The following is a 20,425-nucleotide window of genomic DNA, read 5'->3' as shown; positions in this document are numbered from 1 at the left end:
ATTCTAATCTCCTTTCCTTCTTACCAACTACTCTTTGTTATGCCTGGGATTTCACCCTTGGCTGCTTTTTCGCGGAAATTGATACGGCTCAAGCCGAATTGACGCATGTAGCCGCGTGGGCGACCAGAGATGCTATCACGGTTCTTGTGCCTGGTTGGACTAGAATTGCGAGGCAACTTCTGCAAGCCATCGAGGTCGCCAAGTTCTTTCAACTCAGCACGCTTGGCTGCAAACTTGGCAATCATCTTCATACGCTTCTTATCACGAGCGACCATTGATTTCTTAGCCATTACTTGACGCCTCCTTTCTTCTCAAACGGCATGCCGAATTTTTCTAGCAACGCCTTAGAAGCTTCCTTGTTGCCGTTCTTGATAACAAATGTAACCTGCAAACCGTGCAAAACTTGAGTTTCCTCAAATGTCAATTCTGGGAAAATCGATTGCTCGGTAATGCCTAGATTGTAATTGCCACCTTTATCAAACTTCAAGCCAACGCCGTGGAAGTCACGAACGCGAGGCAAAGCAACGTTAATCAAACGATCCATAAACTCGTACATACGAGCTCCGCGCAAAGTTACGCTAACACCAATTGGCGCGCCCATACCTTTACGAATGCTAAATGTCGCGATTGATTTTTTGGCTCGTCGAGCCACTGGTGCTTGACCGGTAATTTTCTCGACGGTGTTTTTGACAATTTCGAAATGACGCTTGTCATCTTTCTTTTTGCCGGTACCAACGCTCACGACGATCTTTTCCAAAGCTGGCACTTCATGCACGTTCTTTAGATTCAATTCGGCTTGTAGTTCCTTAAGGTAAGTTCCTTGATACAAGGCTTTCAAGCGAGGAGCTGGCACGACAGTTTTCTTTTCTGCCATTATTTAATCTCCTTATTTTTTGCTTGACGAGCAACACGAGTTTTGCCGCCGTCAGCATTCTTTACTAAACCAACCCGACTGGTTTTGCCTGATTTCTCATCAACAACCAAAGCGACTTTGCTGATATCCATTGGTACGTGAATATCTTTTTTACCGCCTTTTGGATTGTACTGGCTTGGCTTAACGTGGCGATGTCCAGCACCAACACCTTCAACCAAAACAGTTTGGTCTTTTGTGTTAACTTTTAGAACTTTACCAGTTGTGCCTTTATTTTTACCAGCAATAATTTTTACGGTATCGTCTTTATGAATTCGAGCCATTAGAGTACCTCCGGAGCTAAGCTAACGATCTTCATGTAGCCCATATCGCGAAGTTCGCGTGGAACTGGACCGAAGACACGAGTAGCTTTTGGTTGCTTGTCATCGTTGATAATCACTACGGCGTTGTCGTCAAAACAGATTGTTGAGCCGTCTTTGCGATGAATTTGATCGCGAGTACGAACAACTACAGCTTTAACAACAGATTTTTTCTTAACGTTACCGGTTGGGCTAGCGTCTTTTACCGAGCAGACGATTACGTCGCCAACGCGAGCGTAACGGCGTCGTGTACCGCCAAGAACGCGGATACACAGAACTTCCCTAGCACCTGAGTTGTCGGCTACCTTAAGGCGAGATTCTTGTTGGATCATTTGTCGTCCTCCTTAGCCTCTTCCTTAGTTTCGCCAGAAACTTCGTCCTTTAGTTTGATAGAACCGCGAGACTTTTCAATCACCTTAACTAGAGTGAAACTCTTAGTCTTGGAAATTGGGCGAGTCTCTTCGATCTGCACCTTGTCGCCTTCACCTGCTTCGTTGGTTTCATCGTGAGCAGTGTATTTGCGAGTCACGGTGTACTGCTTGCCGTATAGCGGATGCGTTTCGCGGCTAGTGACCGTCACAGTGATGGTCTTGTCGCGCTTGGCACTCGTTACGACGCCAATCAATGTTCGTCGGGCCATTACTTGCTCTCCTTTGTATTATTAATTTGTGTCAGCAGGCGTGCAATTTCCTTTCGGAGTGAACGCAACGCTTTTGGATTAACTAATTCGCCAGCAGCGTGAGAACGTTTTGCTTGAAGTAAGTCGTTTCGCTTTTCAGCCAACTCCTTCTTCAAATCGTCAATCGTCTTAACAACTGCTGCTTTAACAGATTTCTTCGTTTCAGCCATTATGCGTCCTCCCGCTTGATGAACTTACATTTGACTGGCAATTTGTGGCTAGCCAGACGCATTGCTTCGCGAGCAACTTCCTCTGAAACACCCTGCATCTCAAATAGAACAGTGCCAGCCTTTACCTTAGCAACGAAGAACTCTGGATTACCTTTACCGCCACCCATCTTCAAGCCAAGTGGCTTTCGGGTAACTGGAGTGTGAGGGAAGATTCGAATCCAAATCTTACCGCCACGCTTGATGTAACGAGTCATCGCCTGACGAGCAGACTCGATTTGGCGGGAGTTGATGCGCTCATTTGATTGTGATTGCAATGCAAAGTCGCCGAACGCGATGTAATTACCACGGGTTGCATTACCGCGGTTTTTTCCAATACGCACTTTGCGGTGCTTAGTTTTCTTTGGTAACAGCATTTAGCGACTCCTTTCTCCCTTATAAATCCACACTTTCACGCCAATGATACCAGCTGGTGTCTGAGCGCGAGCACAGTGGAAGTCAATATCAGCGCGCAAGGTATGTAGAGGCACTGAGCCTTCAATTACCTTTTCGCGACGTGCCATTTCAGCGCCGTTCAAACGACCAGCCACCTCAATACGAATACCTTTAGCACCAGCATTCATGGTGTTTTGTGCGGTCATTTTAGTTGCACGGCGGAAGTTGATTCGGCGCTCCAATTGGCGAGCGATGTTCTCAGCTACCAATTTGGCTGCCAATTCTGGACGGCGAACTTCTTCAATGTTGATACGAACTGACTGACCAGCAATCTTCTCAACTTGCTTCTTCAATTCGTTCACGCCAGCACCACCGCGACCGATAACAACACCAGCTTTTGCCGTGTGAATTGTAATCGTGATCAAGTTAGCGCTACGCTCAATCTCAATGCGATTGATAGTTGGGCGTGAGGCAAATTTCTTTTCAATCAACTCGCGGATTTCGTGATCCTGACGAATCGCCTCTGCAAACTCTTTTTTATTGGCCGTAAACCAACGAGAGCTCCAGTTCTTATTGACCTGTAGGCGGAAGTTGATTGGATTCACTTTTTGACCCATTTACTTCTCCTCCTTTTTTGCTGCCGGTTTAGCGGCTTTTTTAGCTGCAGGCTTAGCAGTTTTTGCTTCTGCCTTAGCTTCGGCCTTTTTTGCAGGCGCTTTCTTTGGCTTTTCCGTACCAGTTACTTCAACCAAAATATTTGAAGTCTTTTTCTGGAATGGCAAAGCGCGGCCACGTGATGCAGGCTTAAAGCGGCGCAAACGTGTACCAGTAGTAACACTCAAAGTAGTAATTACTAAGCTTTTCGCATCCAAGCCGTGGTTGTTGATGGCGTTTGCCTTAGCGCTTTCGATAGCCTTCTTAACTGGGCTAGCAGCGCGCTTTGGAACGTGCTCTAAGATAACTAGTGCATCAGCTATAGTACGGCCTCGTACCAATGCGGCAACCAAGCTAACCTTGCGTGGCGCCTGGTCGACACCTTTTGCGTAAGCGCGAACAGTATAAGTTGTATCAGCCATGATTACTTCTTATCCTTTCCGCCGTGCTTACGGAACTTACGAGTTGGACTAAACTCACCGAGTTTGTGACCAACCATGTTTTCGGTAATCAGCACAGGGACGTGTACTCTACCGTTGTGGACAGCAATCGTTCGACCAACCATCTCTGGGGTGATAGTCGAAGCGCGCGCCCACGTTTTGATAACAGTTCGATCGTCAAGGCTAAGAGCAGCAATTTTCTTTGCTAGCTTTACATCGACGAATGGACCTTTCTTTAATGAACGACTCATCGTGATTTACCTCTTCCTCTTCGCGTCGTGACGCGTGCGTACGATTAATTTATTTGAGCCTTTACGGCGACGAGTTCGATAACCTAATGTCAATTGACCCCAAGGAGTACGTGGTGCTTTACCAGTACCGTGGCGACCACCGTCACCACCACCATGTGGGTGGTCTGCGGCGTTCATAACGACACCACGAACGGTTGGGCGAATACCCTTGCGACGCTTGCGACCAGCTGAACCGATCTTAACATTTTGGTGCTGGACGTTACCGACTACACCGATAGCAGCGGTAGCTTCCAAGCGAACTTTGCGAACTTCGCCAGATGGCAATTTGATAGTTGCGTAGTTGCCTTCTTTCGCCATCAACTGAGCTTTAGCACCAGCAGCGCGTACCATTTGTGCGCCCTTTCCAGCGGTCAACTCAATAGCGTAAATCATCGTACCAACAGGAATAACTGACAATGGCAAGCGGTTCGAAGCCTCAATTGGAGCTTCTTCGCCAGTTCGGATAGTTTTACCCTTAACCATTGAGGTGTCAGCCAAGATGTAGTGGTACAAATTGTACTGATCCTTAACTCGAGCAATACGAGCTGAGCGGTTTGGATCGTATTCGATTTCTTCAATCGTCAAGGTCAAGCCTGCTGGCAAATTGTGGTTCACCAAGCGGTAGTGACGACGAACGCCGCCTCCGCGATGACGAACAGTAATTCGACCTTGGTTGTTGCGACCGGCATTTTGCTTTTTAGCTTTAATCAGACTTTTAAGAGGTTTTCTTGTTGTAATGTCTGACAAATCCTGACTCGTCATGCCGCGACGAGCAGGAGTGGTTGGATTGTAAGCTTTCACTGGCATTACTTGGTCTCCTCCATCTGCTGCTCTACTGCGTCAAACACATCGAGCTTATCGCCTTCTTTCAGCGTCACGTAAGCCTTCTTCCAATCCTTGCGCGTTGTTGTGCCAGGATAACGATTCTTGCCTCGCGAGAAGCGTACAGCCTTGCCGTCTTGTACTAAGGTTTTAACCTTAACTACAGTAACGCCAAATTGTGCTTCTACAGCTGATTTGATTTCGTTCTTATTCAAGTTAAGTGGAACGCGTAGCACATATACACCATTGGCGCTCTGTGCGTAAGCCTTTTCACTAACGCGTGGGATAATAATCGTCTGTTTCATATTACGCTTCCTCCTTGCCCAACCATGCAGTAATTACAGGTAGAGCTTTCGGTGTTATAACGATTGTATCCGCATTCAGAATGTGATAAACGCTTAGATAATTAGCGCGAACCACCAAAACGTTCTGAATATTGTTTGTAGCACGCATAAGTTCTGGCGTCTTCTCATCTACAACGATCAGAACGCGGCGCTCGAACTTGTTGTCAGCTAAGAATGTTGCGACTTCCTTGGTCTTGCCAGTAGTCTTAACGTCTTTAACGACAATTTTCTTAGCTTCGTTAGCTACGGTCAAAGCTTGGCGAACTGCCACTTTCTTAGCAGTCTTCGACAATTTTTTAGTGTAGTTTTCATTGCCGCGTGGGCCAAATACTACACCACCGCCGCGCCAGATCGGGTTACGAGTTGAACCGAAACGTGCTCGACCAGTTCCCTTTTGCTTCCATGGTTTTTTACCACCACCAGAAACTTCACCGCGCTGCTTGGTTGTAGCGCTAGCTAGGCGTGCGTTTGCCAAGTAGCTGTCGTATGCCAATTTCAACAATTCGTGATTTGGCACTTCCACAGCAAAAATGTCTTTAGGAAGTTTGGTTGAATCTGCCATTACTTGTTACCTCCTAAAATAATCAGCCCCTTTCGTGGTCCAGGAACAGCGCCCTTAACCCCGATTAGATTGGTCTCTGGATCAACATATGCCACTTCCAAGTTCTTGACAGTAACACGTTCGTGACCCATGTGGCCAGCCATCGTCTTACCCTTGAAAACTTTTTGTGGATACATCGAGCCAATTGAACCTGGCTTACGAGTATTACCTTTACCACCGTGCGTCTTACGATGACGCTTAAAGTTGTGGCGTTTAATGGTTCCAGCGAAACCTTTACCTTTGCTGGTTCCGGTCGCATCGACAAAATCGCCGACTTCAAACGCGGAAACATTAATTTCACTGCCAACTTTCAGATCCTCTGGAATCTGGTCGACACGGAATTCCCGAATATGTTTCGGGGTCACTTGGGCTGGCTTAACGTGTCCAGCCACGGCCTTGCTCAGGTTCTTACCCTCTCCAAAAGCTACCTGTACCGCATTGTAACCGTCGGTTTCGACAGTCTTCACCTGAGTCACGGTGACAGGGCCGGCTTGGATCAGCGTTACCGGAATGGCTTTGCCGTCTTCAGCCAAGAGCTGGGTCATACCAAGTTTGGTACCGAGAAGTGTTTTCACTTTTCCTCACTCCCACTTAAATACTCCTGATGACGTGCGGTTTCTGGATTCTGGGAGAACGTTAAATGTAAACATCCGCTCATAGCCAGACCTGCTCATTCATCAAGGAGAACAGTTGATATTACGCGTAATAGAAATTACTTCCTCACTATAGCACGTTATGTATATTATTGTCAATAAAAGACAGGCTCTAAATCATCACGCCAACTGGCGTAAACGAAGTCAGAATTGCCATGAAAATTATCGTGACGTACCAAATTTTCCGGTTGAATTGATATTTCTCAATCTTTAATACCAGCAGCAGCGCAATGAATAGCCCGACAGGAATGGCTTGGACAACCAAACCGCCAACTTCAACTGGATTTTTTAGACGAAGCCACAGCGCACTTAATATCACAAAAACCACCAATTTCAAGAAAAATGAGCCGTCGTTATCATAAATACGTTCGCGCCCCTTGCGACTAAACAGCTCGCTAGACTTCGAGCGATTGCGAGCATAAGTACGAGTTTTTTGTTTTGTCATAAGCTAAATGGAATTATAGCATAAAAAATCCGCCCCATTCAAGAAGCGGAAATTTTATATATCGTTAAATTACATACGAATTTCAGCGTCAACGCCAGCTGGCAAATTCAAGTTCTGCAAGCTGTCAATCGTCTTTGGTGTAGCGTTCGTAATGTCAATCAGACGCTTATGAACGCGGCGCTCGTAAGATTCACCGCCAGTTTTGTAAACGTGCGGACTCTTTACGACGGTGTAAGTGCTGCGTCGAGTTGGCAAAGGCACTGGACCAGCCACGTTAGCACCTGTGCGAATTGCGGTGTCGATAATTTGTTTTGCTGATTGGTCGATGACTTTGTGGTCATAAGCCTTCAGACGAATACGGATTTTGATTCCTGTATCTTGAGCCATAGCTCCTCCTTATGTGCGATCTCGTAACCTCTAATTGTCCTATTTATAGCCAATCGAGTTCTCGAGATAAATTATTATTAACTATGCGATTATATCAGCAATTTTCCGCTTTATCAAGATGAGAAATCATTTCCGCAATAATTCCAGCGGATTTATCCAGCGATTCTTTTTCTCGCTCGGTAAGCGGATAGCCCGCCAAAATCTTCACGCCGTCGCTGCTGATTGTTGATGGCAATCCAAGCACAACGTTATTCAGTCCATATTCACCTTCAGCCAAAGAGCAAACAGGATAAACAGTGTGCGTCGATTTTCGGAGCGCCGAAACAATCTTAGACACGACAAACCCAATCGCAAAATATGTCGATTTCTTTGTTTCAATCACCCGATATGCTCGGTCGCGAACCTTCTGCTCAATTCCATCAATCATTTCCTCTGTAAATCCAGGATATTCCCTAATCGGCACTTCACCAATTTGCGCCGTTTCAATTGTCGAAAATGATGAATCACCATGCTCGCCCAAAATATAAGCGTCAACCGCTTTACTATCGACATTGAACGCATCTGCCAAATACGACTTCATTCGTGAAGTATCAAGCGTCGTGCCCGTCCCGAATACGCGATTTTTCGGCAAACCAGATTCCTTAAGCGCCACGTAAGTCAGAACATCAACCGGATTACTGACAATCACCAAATACGGCTTCGCGCCATTCGCCATAATATTTTTCACAATATCACGCATAATTTTTGCGTTAACGTCAATCAATTCCAACCGAGTTTGACCAGGAAGTTGCGGCGCACCCGCGGTAATCACAACGATGTCATCGTCATTGATATCAGAATAATTTCCCGTATGAACCACGACATTTCTGTCAATTCCCATCGCGTCATTGATGTCAGCCGCCTGACCCCAAGCCAAATCCTCATTACGGTCAATCAACACAATCTCTTCGATGACACTACGTAATGCGCACGCATAAGCCGCCGTTGCACCAACCATTCCACCGCCGCCAACAATTAGCAATTTCTGTCTATTCACCAAAATCTCCTTTTTCTGTTTTATATTAGATGTCTTTATTCTGCCATAAACATTACCGCTTTGTCAATTAACTTTACTTTACAGCAAAAAACATGTATAATATCGGCAATCTATTAACTTTTACATATTATCAACGGGAGGATATATGGAAAAAAGAATGTTTGCAGAAAAAGCGCCACGCGTCGATACTGCAAAAGTATATCGAGCACTTGCAATGCTAGCTTTATTACCATCGTGTGTATTGGCTGGATGCGCAGGCGAAAAAGGAGTTGATGCTGGAAGTTCAAGTTCAGCCCCATACGGCGGCTCTGAAACTGCCACATCTCAGCCAGAAAATAGCAATACCGAGAATCCGTCACAAAATAAGAAAGACGATTCTGCGGGAAAAATAGATATAGAAAAGAATTCAATGTATTACGCAAAATACAACGTTCGCGAAGGTTTTTCAGCTTACTGTGTAGAACACGGTTACGAGGATCCTCAAATAGTAGACTGCTCGGTATATTTTTGCGATGGGGATGATATGGTTCGGCTTAAATTCGATTTTTTAGATCTCGCCGAACAAACTCAGAGAAAAAGAGTACCTGAAGCTTCGGATCTAATGAGAAAAACAAACACACTAGCAATACAATACGAGGATTATGTTCCAACCGAAATCACAAAGAATGAAGACGCATGTCGAGAGAAGAAAAGCAGCGTAGGACAATTCACTAAGCCTGTATCTTCTTCACGCAGCGAAAATGAGCAACACCTCTGCCTTCCTCAATTTATGGACACGATAGATGGTAAAAAGGTGGGCATGAAAATCACAAAGACTACATCTGTCGATGAGAAAGAGAATGACGGACCGTACTATCCTCTATACAAGATTGGTACTTCTGAACAATGTTTTGACACAAGATTCCTTGATTAGACATACATTATCACAGCGACATCAAAAAATCCCCCGAAAGTTCGGGGGATTTAATTAGGCTTGTGTTATCAAGATTATTTGTTAATCTTTGTAACAACACCAGCACCAACTGTACGGCCACCTTCGCGGATAGCAAAGTTCAAACCTTGCTCCATAGCGATTGGTGCAAGCAACTTAACCTTGAAGGTTACAGTGTCGCCTGGCATAACCATTTCTTTGTCAGCTGGCAATTCAACTTCACCAGTAACGTCAGTTGTGCGGAAGTAGAACTGTGGCTTGTAGCCCTTTGAGAATGGAGTGTGGCGACCGCCTTCTTCCTTCTTCAAGATGTAAACTTCAGCTTCAAACTCAGTGTGTGGAGTAATTGTGCCTGGCTTTGCCAAAACTTGACCACGCTCAATGTCGCTGCGCTCAATACCGCGTAGCAAGACACCTGCGTTGTCACCTGCTTGACCTTGATCAAGAGATTTCTTGAAGGCCTCAATACCAGTTACAACTGACTTCTGAGTTGGCTTCAAACCAACGATTTCAACTTCGTCGTTCAATTTAACAACACCCTGCTCGATACGACCAGTTGCTACTGTACCACGACCCTTAATTGAGAAGACGTCCTCAATTGGCATAATGAATGGTTTGTCCATGTCACGTGCTGGCTCTGGAATGTAGCTGTCCATTGCGTCAACCAATTCCATAATAGCGTCTTCGTATTTCTCGTCACCTTCAAGAGCCTTAAGAGCAGAACCCTTGATGATTGGAGCGTCTTTGTCGAAGCCGTTCTTTTCAAGAAGTTCGCGAACTTCTTCTTCGATCAGCTCAACCATTTCTTCGTCAGCCATGTCCATCTTGTTCAAGAAGACAACGATCTTTGGCACACCAACCTGCTTTGCAAGCAAAACGTGCTCACGAGTCTGAGGCATTGGGCCGTCAGTTGCAGCGATAACCAATACCGCACCGTCAACCTGAGCAGCACCGGTGATCATGTTCTTGACGTAGTCAGCGTGTCCTGGCATGTCAACGTGTGCATAGTGACGATTCTTTGATTCATACTCTTGGTGTGAAGACGCGATAGTAATACCACGTTGCTTCTCTTCTGGTGCGTTGTCGATCTGGTCGTACGCAACAGGTTTGTTAACTGCGCTTGGTAGGCGCTTTGCCAACACTGCAGTAATCGCAGCAGTCAGCGTAGTCTTACCGTGGTCAACGTGGCCCATTGTACCAACGTTAACGTGCGGTTTGCTTCGGTCAAATGCATCTGCCATTTGTAGAAGTTCTCCTTAATTTAATTATTATTTTTCACGCGGGTACAGTCCATAAAAAAGACCTCACGGCGTATGAGTTTAATTATAACGATTTTCCAATCAGTTGTAAATAGCCTATTTCTTACTATAATACTTCGCCAAGAACGAATCGCGAAACTCGTAAAAAGTTCCATCCTCCAAGCTGGCTCGAATATCATCAACCAACTTAACGATAAATCGCTCATTATGAATTGACAACAACGTCCCAGCCAACGACTCGCGGGCGTGCAAAAGATGACAGAGATAAGCCGCCGTGTAATTCTTGCAAGTATAGCAATCGCAATCGTCCATAATCGGCGCAAACATCTCGCGGTATTTTTGACCGCGCACATTGACTCGACCAAATGGCGTATACGCGGCGCCGTTCCTAGCCACTCGCGTCGGACTCACACAGTCAAAGGTGTCAATTCCCTGCTCAATCGCCGCAAAAATATCGTCAGGCTCGGAAATTCCCAGTAAATGACGCGGTCTATTTTCAGGCAGAATTTGATTGACCCACTGAATCGTTTGCGCCATAGTTTCCTTTTCCAACGCGCCACCGATTCCATAGCCATCAAAATCCATCGCGCCCAAAAACTCGGCAGTTTGCTTTCGCAAATCCTCGTAATTCGCGCCTTGCAAAACGCCAAATAAAGCTTGATATGGCTTATCTGGACGAGCCGCCCTTAAGCGCTTGACTTCCTCCAAACTTCGCTCTGCCCAAGCATGCGTCCTGGCCAGCGCCTCAACTTGATATTCATACGGATCAATCAAAGAGGTCAATTCGTCAAACGCAAAAGTAATGTCAGCGCCAATTCCAGCCTGAATTTGCATGGACAATTCTGGCGTAAATTTATGATAAGAGCCGTCCAGATGCGACTTGAACATCACGCCGTTTTCGTCCACCCAAGCATGGCGCGACGATTTTTTAGCAATCGCAATTTCCTCATCGACATCAGTGCTCATTGCCAAAACTTTCTTAAAGCCAGAGCCCAAACTCAGAACCTGAAACCCACCGCTATCCGTGAAAGTCGGACCATCCCAATGCATAAATTTGCCAAGATATCCTGCCTTTTCAATCAACTCATGTCCTGGCTGCAGATACAAATGATAAGCGTTCGCCAGCACTGCCTGTGCACCAACATCCTTCACCATCTCCGGAATCATCGCCTTAACATTAGCCTTAGTTCCAACCACAATAAACGCCGGCGTTTTAATATCACCGTGTGGCGTGTGAATAATTCCTGTTCGCGCCAACGTATCGTTAAATCGTGAAGTTATTTCAAAAGAAAAAGGTCTCATTTGATAGATTATATCAGTTTTTTTCGCTACACTAGAAACATGAGCAATAAAACCCTCGTTGATTTGGACCAGTGGCTAGCCCCACACAAATCCACAATTCAGGCGCGCGAGAAGTATATTTCTTCGAAACTGAAAAAGGTTTTAAGTGGCAAGACGCCAGCCAAATTCGCGATGGGTTTTTTACATTTCGGACTTCATAAAACGGATGTGGGGTGGACGTTTAGAGAATGGGCGCCGAATGCCACTCGAATATTCTTAATTGGCGATTTTTCAGATTGGAAAGAGTGCAAGGAATTCGCCTTAAATCGCGGTGAAAATGGCGAATGGAGCATAAATCTTCCTAAAGATTCACTTCGCTACGGACAGAAATATAAATTGCGTATCTATTGGCCTGGCGGCGATGGCTGGCGACTGCCTTCATACGCAAATTACGTCGTTCAGGACGAAAATTCTGTCGATTTTTCCGCGGTCGTGTGGTCGCCAAAAACTCCCTATGATTGGCAATATAAAACTCCGCCCAAACCAAAAGTTCCCCTAATTTACGAAGCGCATATTGGTATGAGTAGCCAGAAAGAAAAAGTTGCCAGTTTCAGTGAATTTACCACGGAGGTTTTGCCGCGAATTAAAGAATCTGGCTACAACACCATTCAACTTATGGCAATCGCCGAGCATCCATATTACGGCAGTTTCGGTTATCACGTCAGCAACTTTTTTGCGGTTTCGTCAAGATTTGGCACGCCCGACGATTTTAAGAAATTGGTTGACACGGCGCACGGAATGGGACTGCGCGTCATCATTGACCTTGTTCACGCGCACGCCGCCAAAAACGAAGTCGAAGGTCTGAGCAATTTCGCTGGCGATCCGACACAATATTTCAAGCCAACAAATCATCCAGAATGGGATTCGCGATTATTCGATTACGGCAAGCCAGAAGTTTTGCATTTTTTGGCAAGCAATTGCCGTTGGTGGTTGGACGAATATCACGTTGACGGATTTAGGTTTGATGGCGTAACTAGTATGATTTACCACGACCACGGACTCGGGAAAAGTTTCACTAGTTATGACGATTATTTCCACGATAATGTCGACAAAGACGCGCTCGCTTATTTACGGCTGGCAAATGAAACCATTCACGCCGTTCGCCCCGACGCCACGACAATTGCAGAGGAAATGAGTGGTTTTCCTGGACTTGGTGCATCGACAAAGGACGGCGGGCTGGGCTTTGATTATCGCTTGCAAATGGGCGCGCCAGATTTATGGATAAAAACCCTGAAAGAAAAAAATGATGAAGATTGGGATTTGGGGCAATTGGCTTACACTTTGAGTTCGCACCGCCCAGAAGAAAAAGTCATCAATTACGCCGAAAGTCATGACCAAGCGCTCGTCGGTGATAAAACGCTGATTTTCCGATTGATTGATAAAAATATGTATTGGCACATGGATAAAATTGATCCAGATTTAACAGTTGAGCGTGGCGTGGCGCTGCATAAGCTGATTCGCTTGATGACAGCTGGACTGCATGGCGGCGGTTATTTGAATTTTATGGGCAATGAATTCGGGCATCCGGAATGGATTGATTTTCCGCGTGAAGGCAATAATTGGTCATTTAAGCACGCTCGTCGGCAATGGAATTTGCGCGACAATGGCTTCTTAAAATATCAATGGTTGGGCGATTTTGACGCGGCGCTAATGAAAATTATTCGACAAATTGACAATTCCAACATTCAGCACCTGACGGTTCGCCAATCCGATCACACGGCAAGTTTTATGCATAGCGACTTTTTATTTGTTATCAATTTTTCACCCGACAAATCTCACTCAGATTACGTAGTACCCGCAGAAGCCGGCTCTTATAAATTGGCGTTAAGTGGCGACGACAAGAACTTCGGCGGGCAGGAGCGAATAGACCATAATTCCCGATTTTTTACTTCCCCAGCTCACAATAATCACAACCTTAAAGTTTACTTGCCAGCCAGAACGGGCATTATTTTACAGAAAGTTGATTAACCTCCTCCTGATGTTGACTTTTTTACGCAAGTGTGGCATAAATTAATACAGCTTTCGTTGACAATCCCGTCAACGAAAGTAGTCCTTGCATATCTTGAAAAGGAGTCAGTCATGCTGAAACTCAAACTTGCTGTCGCGTTCGTCGCCCTGACTGGTCTGGTTCTACTCCTTATGGGGAGTACATACCTCACTGTGTCTTTAGCCATCATCTGTACAGCAGTAGCGCTGGCGCTGTCACTCCATCTAGTATTTAGATGGTTCACAGGAGAACAGCACGACTATCTACTATGGTTCTTCTTGGTAGCAGCGTACATTATATCGGGATCGATGGCAATTAGTGTGCTCCAAGACATCGGAGCTGTCGATACGGTGCTTAGTGCTGTAATCGACCCGGTACAGAAAATAGAGACAGTAGGGTATTATACCTCGTCTCTGAGTTCTATCGCTATCCTCCTAGCGGTTATCATCCCGCAGTCACCCATGCGGGATGATGATAACGAGGACTAACCGCCCGCCAATAGAAGTAGTTCGCCTGAGGCTTAGGCCTCGGCTTGAGCTCTCTTGGCGGGCTATTTCTATTGGCATAAAATTTGTTACACTAGATATTGTGAAGAAAAAAGTACCAAAATTCATTGAGCAATCATTAGCCCGAGTCGCTAACCTTTACAGCTTTGAGCCGGAGCATCATCTGGAGAAAATTGACGAAAGTTTGACGCCGAATATGCGAGCTTTGCGCCTGGCTATGACGATTGCCGAGCAGCTCCTGAGCATGGGCGTGGTGGCGCGCGATGTGGTTCGTATGGCGCAAGGAATTACGCGGACATATTGCCGCAGACCCGTTCACGTGGACGTGAGCTACACTTTGGTGACAATTTCTCAAGACCGCGGAGTTAGCCATGAGCCTTTGACGATGGCGCGAGTTATCGTTCCTGACGACCCTAATTATCAATTAATTCAAGCATTGCAATTATTAGCCCTCGACATTCGTCGCAAGCAACTTTCCCTGGAAGAAGCCGAGGAACGATTGCAACAAATACTCAAAAAACCCACCGAACATTCCCGGCTAGTCGTTTACGCGGCGGGCGGATTGGTGAGCGCGGGTTCCGTCATTCTGTACGGCGGCAGTTTACTCATGGCATCAATCGCGTTTCTCCTCGGATTCCTAGCGACTGGATTACTGAGGTGGCTGGGGCGTATTGGCGCGCCGCTGTTTTATTCGCAAGCCCTCGTGGCGATTTTCGTAACATTGGTGGCGGCGGGCGCGGCTTGGTGTAGCAATTATCTGGGACTGAGCGTCAACGCAACATTGTTGGTTATCAGCGGAATTGTCCTGTTAGTCGCGGGATTAATGTTTGTCGGCGCATTCCAGGACGCAATCGACGAGTATTACATGACTGCCAACGCCAGGTTATTAAAAGTCGTAATGGCGACGGGCGGCGTAATTGCTGGCGTGATGGTCGGATTATACATTGCGACAAAATTTGGCATTACTTTCCCAGCAACGCCAGATCGATTGACATTGGCGGACGGACACACGCAATATTTGGGCGCTGGAATTATCGCGGCGGCGTTCGTTCTGAGAAATCATTCTCGATTTTTAGGAATGGTTATCTCTGGATTAATCGCAATTTTCGGCTGGTGGATTTCAAGATTAGCAATGAGTTTTGGCTTTGATATCGTAACAGCGAGCGGCATCGCGGCGGCGGTAATTGGGCTGGTCGCAGTCCTGACTTCCAGATTGTGGAAATTCCCTTCCTTGGCGATTATCGCGGCAGGAATCGTACCGCTAGTCCCAGGATTGTCGCTTTACAACGGATTAATGGGCGTCGTTCTATATCCGCCAAATAGCGCAAACTTCCTACCAGCCTTAGCTATCTTAGCGCGAGCAATTCTCATCGGCGTAGCAGTGGCGATTGGTGCGTCATTCGGCAACATCGTCGGTCGCCCAATTCGCCGACAATTCATCAATTTATTCCGTCGCAACACGCAGATATCATGAAAAATAACCAGAAATTTAACCAAATAAAAATCCCCGGATTCGCTCCGAGGATTTTTTATGAGGTAGAGATTATTTATTTCGCTTTTCGATAATCTCTTGCGCAACGTTTGGTGGAACTTCCTCGTATTGAGCCAATTCCATCGTTGAAGCGGCGCGACCCTGAGACATTGAGCGAATGTCTGATGTGTAGCCGAACATATTTGCTAATGGCACAAACGCCTTAATCAACTTAGCGCCACCCATCAAGTCTTCCATAGCGTCGATACGTCCGCGACGTGAGTTAAGGTCGCCGATGATGTCACCCATGAAGTCTTCTGGTGTAGTAACTTCAACCTTCATAACTGGCTCGAGCAAGATTGGGTTAGCCTGCTTAATACCTTCACGAGCAGCTATTGAGCCTGCCAATGAGAACGCCAATTCTGAGGAGTCGACATCGTGGTATGAACCATCGTAAAGTGTAGCCTTAACGTCAACAACTGGATAGCCAGCAATAACACCGCCTTCCAACGTTTCGCGAATACCCTTCATTACGGCCGGGCGATATTCCTGAGGAACCACACCACCCTTAATTTCATCAACGAATTCAAAGCCCTTACCGGTCTCATTTGGCTCAAAGCGAACCCAAACGTCACCATATTGACCGCGACCACCAGACTGCTTGGCGTGCTTACCTTGAACTTCAGAACGACCCTTGATACTTTCGCGGAAGGCAACCTGAGGTTCACCAATGTTGGCTTCAACCTTAAATTCGCGCTTCATACGGTCGATAAGAATGTCCAAGTGCAATTCGCCCATTCCTGACATAATTGTCTGACCTGTTTCCTCGTCGGTGTGGATTCGGAAGGTTGGGTCTTCTTCAGCCAAGCGCTGCAACGCCAATGCCATCTTCTCTTGGTCAGCCTTTGACTTTGGCTCAACCGCGATTGACACAGGTGGCTCTGGGAATTCAATTGACTCAAGAGCAATTGGATGCGCTACATCAGACAAGGTGTTACCAGTCGCGGTAGATTTCAGACCAACCACAGCGGCAATGTCACCGGCTTCAACCTTACTAATTTCTTCACGCTTGTCAGCAAACATACGAACGATTCGTCCAATTCGCTCTTTTTCACCAGTTGTCGTGTTAAGAACGTAGCTTCCTGAGGTCAAAACACCAGAATAGACACGAACGAAGATCAATTTACCAACAAATGGGTCGGCAGCAATCTTAAACGCCAAAGCCGACAAAGGCTCTTTATCTGATGGCTTGCGGCTGACTTCGTCGCCAGTCTTTGGATTCTTACCCCAAATTTCATCAACATCTAGAGGGCTTGGCAAGAAGTCAACCATCAAGTCAAGCAACTTCTCAACGATCACGCCGCGACCATCACCACCAGTGACTAGATAAAAGTCACCAGCCAAAACGCGCTTGCGTAGAGCCATTTTTAGCTCGTCAACGGTAATAGCGTCCTCGCCCTGCTCCAAAAATTTCATAGTAAGTTCGTCGTCAGCCTCAACGGCGTTTTCAACCAACAAAGAACGTGCGTTCTTAGCTTTTTCAAGCATGTCAGCTGGAATTTCACTAACCTTAAGTTCGTGGTCTGTGTAGTCGTCGTAGGTGTAAGCCTTCATGTCAATCAAGTCGACAACACCGTGGATAGTCTTTTCAAAACCAATTGGCAAGTGAACTGGGAAAGCCTGCTTGCTCAAGCGGTTGTGAATTGACTCTAGAGATTTGTAGAAGTCGCCACCAGTCTGGTTGATCTTGTTAACGAAACAAATACGAGGCACGCCGTACTTATTGGCCTGGCGCCAAACGGTTTCAGACTGAGCCTCAACACCCATCTTACCGTCAAAGACCGTAACCGCACCGTCAAGCACGCGCAAGCTACGCTCAACCTCAGCAGTAAAGTCGATGTGCCCTGGGGTGTCGATAATATTGATCTTGTGATCTTTCCAGAAACAAGTCACAGCAGCTGACGTAATAGTAATACCACGCTCTTTCTCCTGTGCCATCCAGTCGGTAGTAGCACCGTCACCTTCACCACGAACCACACCGATCTTATGCGTCAAGCCAGTGCGGTACAAAATACCCTCAGTTGTCGTCGTTTTACCGGCGTCAATATGGGCAATAATACCAATATTTCTAAAATTCTTTAGCGGAACATGCGTCTCTGCCATAAATTTTCCTTTATATTACGTTAATTTGCCGAGATTTTTGGTCAATTTTTTGGCACCAAAAAACTACTCTTGCGTTTTATTATATCAGTTATCTATGTTTTTGACTAGCTCTGAGTCGGAGGATTTTTAGACTCGTTGTCGTTCTGAGCTGGCGCCGCAGGCGAATAGTTAGCTGGAGGCTGTTGCATAGGCGGCTGCGCGTATGTTGGCGGATATTGACCAGGTTGCTGCTGATAGTAATTTTGTTGCGGATATTGCTGTTGCGGCGGAATTGGCTGCCGATACGGTTGCTGCGGATACCGAGGCTGCTGCGGGAATTGTCCAGCGACAGGATATGGATAGGCATTCATCTTACGTCGATTACTGACAGAAACAGCAATTGCGATAATTGACACTGTTAAGAATAATGTCCCCGTTGAAAGAATCACCACAACCACGATTATAACTGTAGTGTTATTTTCTGATTCGCTCGTTCCAGCTTCTACGCTAGATGCCTCGCTTTCCGTAGAATCATCTGGAGTATTGGATGAAACTTCGATCATCTTTGCCACTAAATAATTGTCGGGATATTTTTTATCCAATTGTTCAAATTTAGCTTTTGCCTGAGAATATTTACCTTGGGAAAAACTCTCCAAGCCATCTTTCCAGAGTTTAGTCAATTCGCCGTTCGCCGATAACGTAACATTATTTTTCTTCGCCATAGTTTTCAGATCTGCGATATCACGGAATATTCCCTCTCCAAAGCAAGAATTGTTGCGCTCGCCCCTATCCGCACAGGATGAGCCGCCGTAAGTATTCAATCCAATCTGCTTGCCATCCTCATCGAACGCTGGACCACCACTATTGCCCGCTGCAATTTGCGCGCTCATTGAAAACAGCTTATGACCACCCGCGTCACTGCCCGAACCAGAAACATCACCTTGAGTAACAGTTGGGACGGTCTTACTCTTCTTCGTATTTACGCCATCGTCGACAATCGCTGGATAACCAATCGCCGTCACTCGATCACCTCTAGAAATCTTAGAGCTATCGCCCAATTCTACCGCCGGAAATCGCCCTTCAACCTTCAGAATCGCCACATCACTTTTGTCGCTATTCAGATCCATCCCGCGACCCTTCAAATCAACTTCCGCGTCAATTTTCTTGGCTGGAATATTAGTCTTCGTCTTTTTCCACTTAAGATTGCCCGAACCGTCATCTTCGCGCGCAATAGGTTCGCTTGAGGTCTGGATAACGTAATCGTATCGATCGTTTTGCGAACGTATATTATCGGCAGGAACCTGATTGATAAGACCGAGAATTGCCGCTTGCGCACTCTGATCGCCGCCATTAGCCTTATTTGCCAAATCCCGAAGCGTCTCTCGAGTCACATAGCCCGCATCTATCACAAACTTTATATATTTATTCATGTTCTCTTGCGTGTTGAGACCCATGATCATACTCTGATTAGAAACTTCAGTAACATGCCCATTTGTAGCAATGTAGCCATCGTCAGAAACAATCGATCCACTACCAATTCCGCCCGTGCATAAGCCATTCAGCTGCATACTCGCACCATTCTGTGCCGTATAAATCATATCAGCACAACGATATGTTCCTACGCGAACCGTAGCAATTTGATTCCTTGCCACCACTTTGATAACGGAATCTTCGTCCAGTTCATCCAAAGTATTCGTAGTGTCTTTATCTTCTGAGAAATTTTCTGCCTTAGTTTCGGTCTTAGCTATCGTAGCGGAAGCCACTTGCGCCTCACTATTACCATCAGCCCTAACCAAGTAGCTACTGTCTGGATTCTGGAAAGTAACCTTAGCAACCAGCGCCTCCATTTGATCAATGTACGGCTGCGTGTACGAATTCTTGCTCAACGCAAAAATCGTCATCCAGTACGGTCTGCCGTTCTGAATTGTCAAGTAAGTTATTTTTTCACCAGTTTTCTGCCACTTGCCGTCAATAGTGCTTCCGTAATCGACGACCATCTTCTTAAACTTACGCCCAGAAATCGTCGCGTCGCTGGTGTGATATTTTAAGTTTGGATTATCCTTCTTCTGCTTGTTGATATCGCCCTGAAGCATCAAATCCAAATCTGAATATTTCTTCGTGTCTTTATATTCTTCAGGCATTGTTGACCGATCAAAATAAGCCTTTTTGCGCGAAGTTATGATTGAGAAGTCTGGCATAATCTTCCTAAACGAGAACTTCTCTTCTTCCTCATTCGACTTTTCTGAACCTTTTCTGAAATGCAATCGCAAAATCGCATAAGCGCGGCTTTCTTTCAATTCATCATCGGCATAAGTGGTGGCGCTATACTGCTTTTCATTAGAGTCTTTATTTAAGACGTGACCTTCGCCAGTAAAAATGCTCTTGTCATACCGAATCGAATAGCCGTATTTGGAAACGACTTTTTGCAAACTCTTAGCATCTTCTTCGGCAAAAATCTTCTGGATCTTCTTTTTTGCGATTTTACTAACTCCGGAAGAGCGGTTATTATTAACGACAATCAGCCCAACTATAACAGAGATCAAGAAAACCACACCCAGAACGATGGCTGCAATCTTTAATTTCTTCATTGACTTCTGATTCATAC

Annotated in this window: 25 protein-coding genes; 4 read left to right on the top strand and 21 right to left on the bottom strand. The window is 45.9% G+C overall.

What is annotated here, in order from left to right:
• Positions 1 to 20 precede the first annotated feature (20 nt).
• The 17 genes from rpsN to LRM42_RS00910 form a co-directional block, all read right to left on the bottom strand.
• Positions 21 to 290 (bottom strand): 30S ribosomal protein S14, encoded by a 270-nt coding sequence (gene rpsN, locus LRM42_RS00990; protein ID WP_129630942.1) that lies wholly within the window; start codon positions 288 to 290, stop codon positions 21 to 23.
• A complete protein-coding gene (gene rplE, locus LRM42_RS00985; RefSeq protein ID WP_129743752.1) occupies positions 290 to 874 on the bottom strand; it encodes a 50S ribosomal protein L5 in 585 nt (194 codons plus the stop codon). The genes rpsN and rplE overlap by 1 nt, the downstream gene beginning before the upstream one ends.
• Positions 874 to 1,194 (bottom strand): 50S ribosomal protein L24, encoded by a 321-nt coding sequence (rplX, locus tag LRM42_RS00980; RefSeq protein ID WP_243812382.1) that lies wholly within the window; start codon positions 1,192 to 1,194, stop codon positions 874 to 876. Before rplX ends, rplE begins: the two co-directional genes overlap by 1 nt.
• Complete coding sequence (gene rplN / locus LRM42_RS00975) at positions 1,194 to 1,562, bottom strand: 50S ribosomal protein L14 (RefSeq protein ID WP_129630950.1); 369 nt, start codon at positions 1,560 to 1,562, stop codon at positions 1,194 to 1,196. Before rplN ends, rplX begins: the two co-directional genes overlap by 1 nt.
• Positions 1,559 to 1,870: a 30S ribosomal protein S17 gene (rpsQ, locus tag LRM42_RS00970; RefSeq protein ID WP_129630953.1), complete on the bottom strand. Its 312-nt coding sequence runs from the start codon at positions 1,868 to 1,870 to the stop codon at positions 1,559 to 1,561. The genes rplN and rpsQ overlap by 4 nt, the downstream gene beginning before the upstream one ends.
• Positions 1,870 to 2,079, bottom strand: a complete 210-nt coding sequence (gene rpmC, locus LRM42_RS00965) for a 50S ribosomal protein L29 (RefSeq protein WP_129635100.1) — start codon at positions 2,077 to 2,079, stop codon at positions 1,870 to 1,872. Before rpmC ends, rpsQ begins: the two co-directional genes overlap by 1 nt.
• Complete coding sequence (rplP, locus tag LRM42_RS00960; RefSeq protein WP_243816408.1) at positions 2,079 to 2,492, bottom strand: 50S ribosomal protein L16; 414 nt, start codon at positions 2,490 to 2,492, stop codon at positions 2,079 to 2,081. The genes rpmC and rplP overlap by 1 nt, the downstream gene beginning before the upstream one ends.
• Complete coding sequence (gene rpsC / locus LRM42_RS00955) at positions 2,493 to 3,128, bottom strand: 30S ribosomal protein S3 (protein ID WP_243816407.1); 636 nt, start codon at positions 3,126 to 3,128, stop codon at positions 2,493 to 2,495.
• On the bottom strand, positions 3,129 to 3,587 hold the full coding sequence (gene rplV / locus LRM42_RS00950) for a 50S ribosomal protein L22 (RefSeq protein ID WP_243816406.1): 459 nt from the start codon (positions 3,585 to 3,587) through the stop codon (positions 3,129 to 3,131).
• Positions 3,588 to 3,589: 2 nt separating this feature from the next.
• Positions 3,590 to 3,856 carry a 30S ribosomal protein S19 gene (rpsS, locus tag LRM42_RS00945; protein ID WP_129630968.1) on the bottom strand — a complete coding sequence of 89 codons (267 nt, stop codon included), beginning with the start codon at positions 3,854 to 3,856 and terminating at the stop codon, positions 3,590 to 3,592.
• Between the two features lie 6 nt (positions 3,857 to 3,862).
• Entirely contained in the window at positions 3,863 to 4,702 is an 840-nt protein-coding gene (rplB, locus tag LRM42_RS00940; protein ID WP_129630971.1) for a 50S ribosomal protein L2, read from the bottom strand.
• A complete protein-coding gene (locus tag LRM42_RS00935; RefSeq protein WP_129630974.1) occupies positions 4,702 to 5,022 on the bottom strand; it encodes a 50S ribosomal protein L23 in 321 nt (106 codons plus the stop codon). Before LRM42_RS00935 ends, rplB begins: the two co-directional genes overlap by 1 nt.
• 1 nt (position 5,023) lies before the next feature.
• On the bottom strand, positions 5,024 to 5,623 hold the full coding sequence (gene rplD, locus LRM42_RS00930; RefSeq protein WP_129744859.1) for a 50S ribosomal protein L4: 600 nt from the start codon (positions 5,621 to 5,623) through the stop codon (positions 5,024 to 5,026).
• Positions 5,623 to 6,237 carry a 50S ribosomal protein L3 gene (gene rplC, locus LRM42_RS00925; RefSeq protein WP_129630980.1) on the bottom strand — a complete coding sequence of 205 codons (615 nt, stop codon included), beginning with the start codon at positions 6,235 to 6,237 and terminating at the stop codon, positions 5,623 to 5,625. The genes rplD and rplC overlap by 1 nt, the downstream gene beginning before the upstream one ends.
• A gap of 190 nt (positions 6,238 to 6,427) precedes the next feature.
• Positions 6,428 to 6,760 carry a hypothetical protein gene (locus LRM42_RS00920; protein WP_129630986.1) on the bottom strand — a complete coding sequence of 111 codons (333 nt, stop codon included), beginning with the start codon at positions 6,758 to 6,760 and terminating at the stop codon, positions 6,428 to 6,430.
• A 69-nt stretch (positions 6,761 to 6,829) separates the two neighbouring features.
• Positions 6,830 to 7,147, bottom strand: a complete 318-nt coding sequence (rpsJ, locus tag LRM42_RS00915; protein ID WP_129630989.1) for a 30S ribosomal protein S10 — start codon at positions 7,145 to 7,147, stop codon at positions 6,830 to 6,832.
• Between the two features lie 94 nt (positions 7,148 to 7,241).
• Positions 7,242 to 8,183, bottom strand: coding sequence for an L-lactate dehydrogenase (locus LRM42_RS00910; protein WP_243816405.1), 942 nt, complete (start codon positions 8,181 to 8,183; stop codon positions 7,242 to 7,244).
• A 145-nt stretch (positions 8,184 to 8,328) separates the two neighbouring features.
• On the opposite strand from LRM42_RS00910, the gene LRM42_RS00905 reads away from it, so the two are divergent.
• On the top strand, positions 8,329 to 9,096 hold the full coding sequence (locus tag LRM42_RS00905) for a hypothetical protein (RefSeq protein WP_146423612.1): 768 nt from the start codon (positions 8,329 to 8,331) through the stop codon (positions 9,094 to 9,096).
• Positions 9,097 to 9,170: 74 nt separating this feature from the next.
• On the opposite strand, the gene tuf is transcribed toward LRM42_RS00905, so the two are convergent.
• A complete protein-coding gene (tuf, locus tag LRM42_RS00900) occupies positions 9,171 to 10,355 on the bottom strand; it encodes an elongation factor Tu (protein WP_129630995.1) in 1,185 nt (394 codons plus the stop codon).
• 114 nt (positions 10,356 to 10,469) lie between these two features.
• Positions 10,470 to 11,675, bottom strand: a complete 1,206-nt coding sequence (gene tgt / locus LRM42_RS00895; protein ID WP_243816404.1) for a tRNA guanosine(34) transglycosylase Tgt — start codon at positions 11,673 to 11,675, stop codon at positions 10,470 to 10,472.
• 39 nt (positions 11,676 to 11,714) lie between these two features.
• Between tgt and LRM42_RS00890 the strand changes: the two genes are divergently transcribed.
• The 3 genes from LRM42_RS00890 to LRM42_RS00880 all read left to right on the top strand — a co-directional run bounded on the left by LRM42_RS00890 (position 11,715) and on the right by LRM42_RS00880 (position 15,681).
• The gene (locus LRM42_RS00890) at positions 11,715 to 13,682 is read left to right on the top strand and encodes an alpha-amylase family glycosyl hydrolase (RefSeq protein ID WP_243816403.1); all 1,968 of its coding nucleotides are present in this window, start codon (positions 11,715 to 11,717) and stop codon (positions 13,680 to 13,682) included.
• Between the two features lie 111 nt (positions 13,683 to 13,793).
• Positions 13,794 to 14,189, top strand: a complete 396-nt coding sequence (locus LRM42_RS00885) for a hypothetical protein (RefSeq protein ID WP_243812997.1) — start codon at positions 13,794 to 13,796, stop codon at positions 14,187 to 14,189.
• Between the two features lie 100 nt (positions 14,190 to 14,289).
• On the top strand, positions 14,290 to 15,681 hold the full coding sequence (locus LRM42_RS00880; RefSeq protein WP_243816402.1) for a threonine/serine exporter family protein: 1,392 nt from the start codon (positions 14,290 to 14,292) through the stop codon (positions 15,679 to 15,681).
• A 69-nt stretch (positions 15,682 to 15,750) separates the two neighbouring features.
• Here LRM42_RS00880 and fusA read toward each other — a convergent pair whose 3' ends face one another.
• Together fusA and LRM42_RS00870 are read right to left on the bottom strand one after the other, a co-directional pair.
• Entirely contained in the window at positions 15,751 to 17,841 is a 2,091-nt protein-coding gene (gene fusA / locus LRM42_RS00875) for an elongation factor G (protein ID WP_243816401.1), read from the bottom strand.
• Positions 17,842 to 17,945: 104 nt separating this feature from the next.
• Positions 17,946 to 20,423, bottom strand: a complete 2,478-nt coding sequence (locus tag LRM42_RS00870) for a S1 family peptidase (protein WP_243816400.1) — start codon at positions 20,421 to 20,423, stop codon at positions 17,946 to 17,948.
• Positions 20,424 to 20,425: the final 2 nt, after the last annotated feature.

This window comes from Candidatus Nanosynbacter sp. TM7-075 (genome assembly GCF_022828255.1).
Classification (GTDB): domain Bacteria; phylum Patescibacteriota; class Saccharimonadia; order Saccharimonadales; family Saccharimonadaceae; genus Nanosynbacter.
This window is presented reverse-complemented; position numbering and strand designations above follow the sequence as displayed.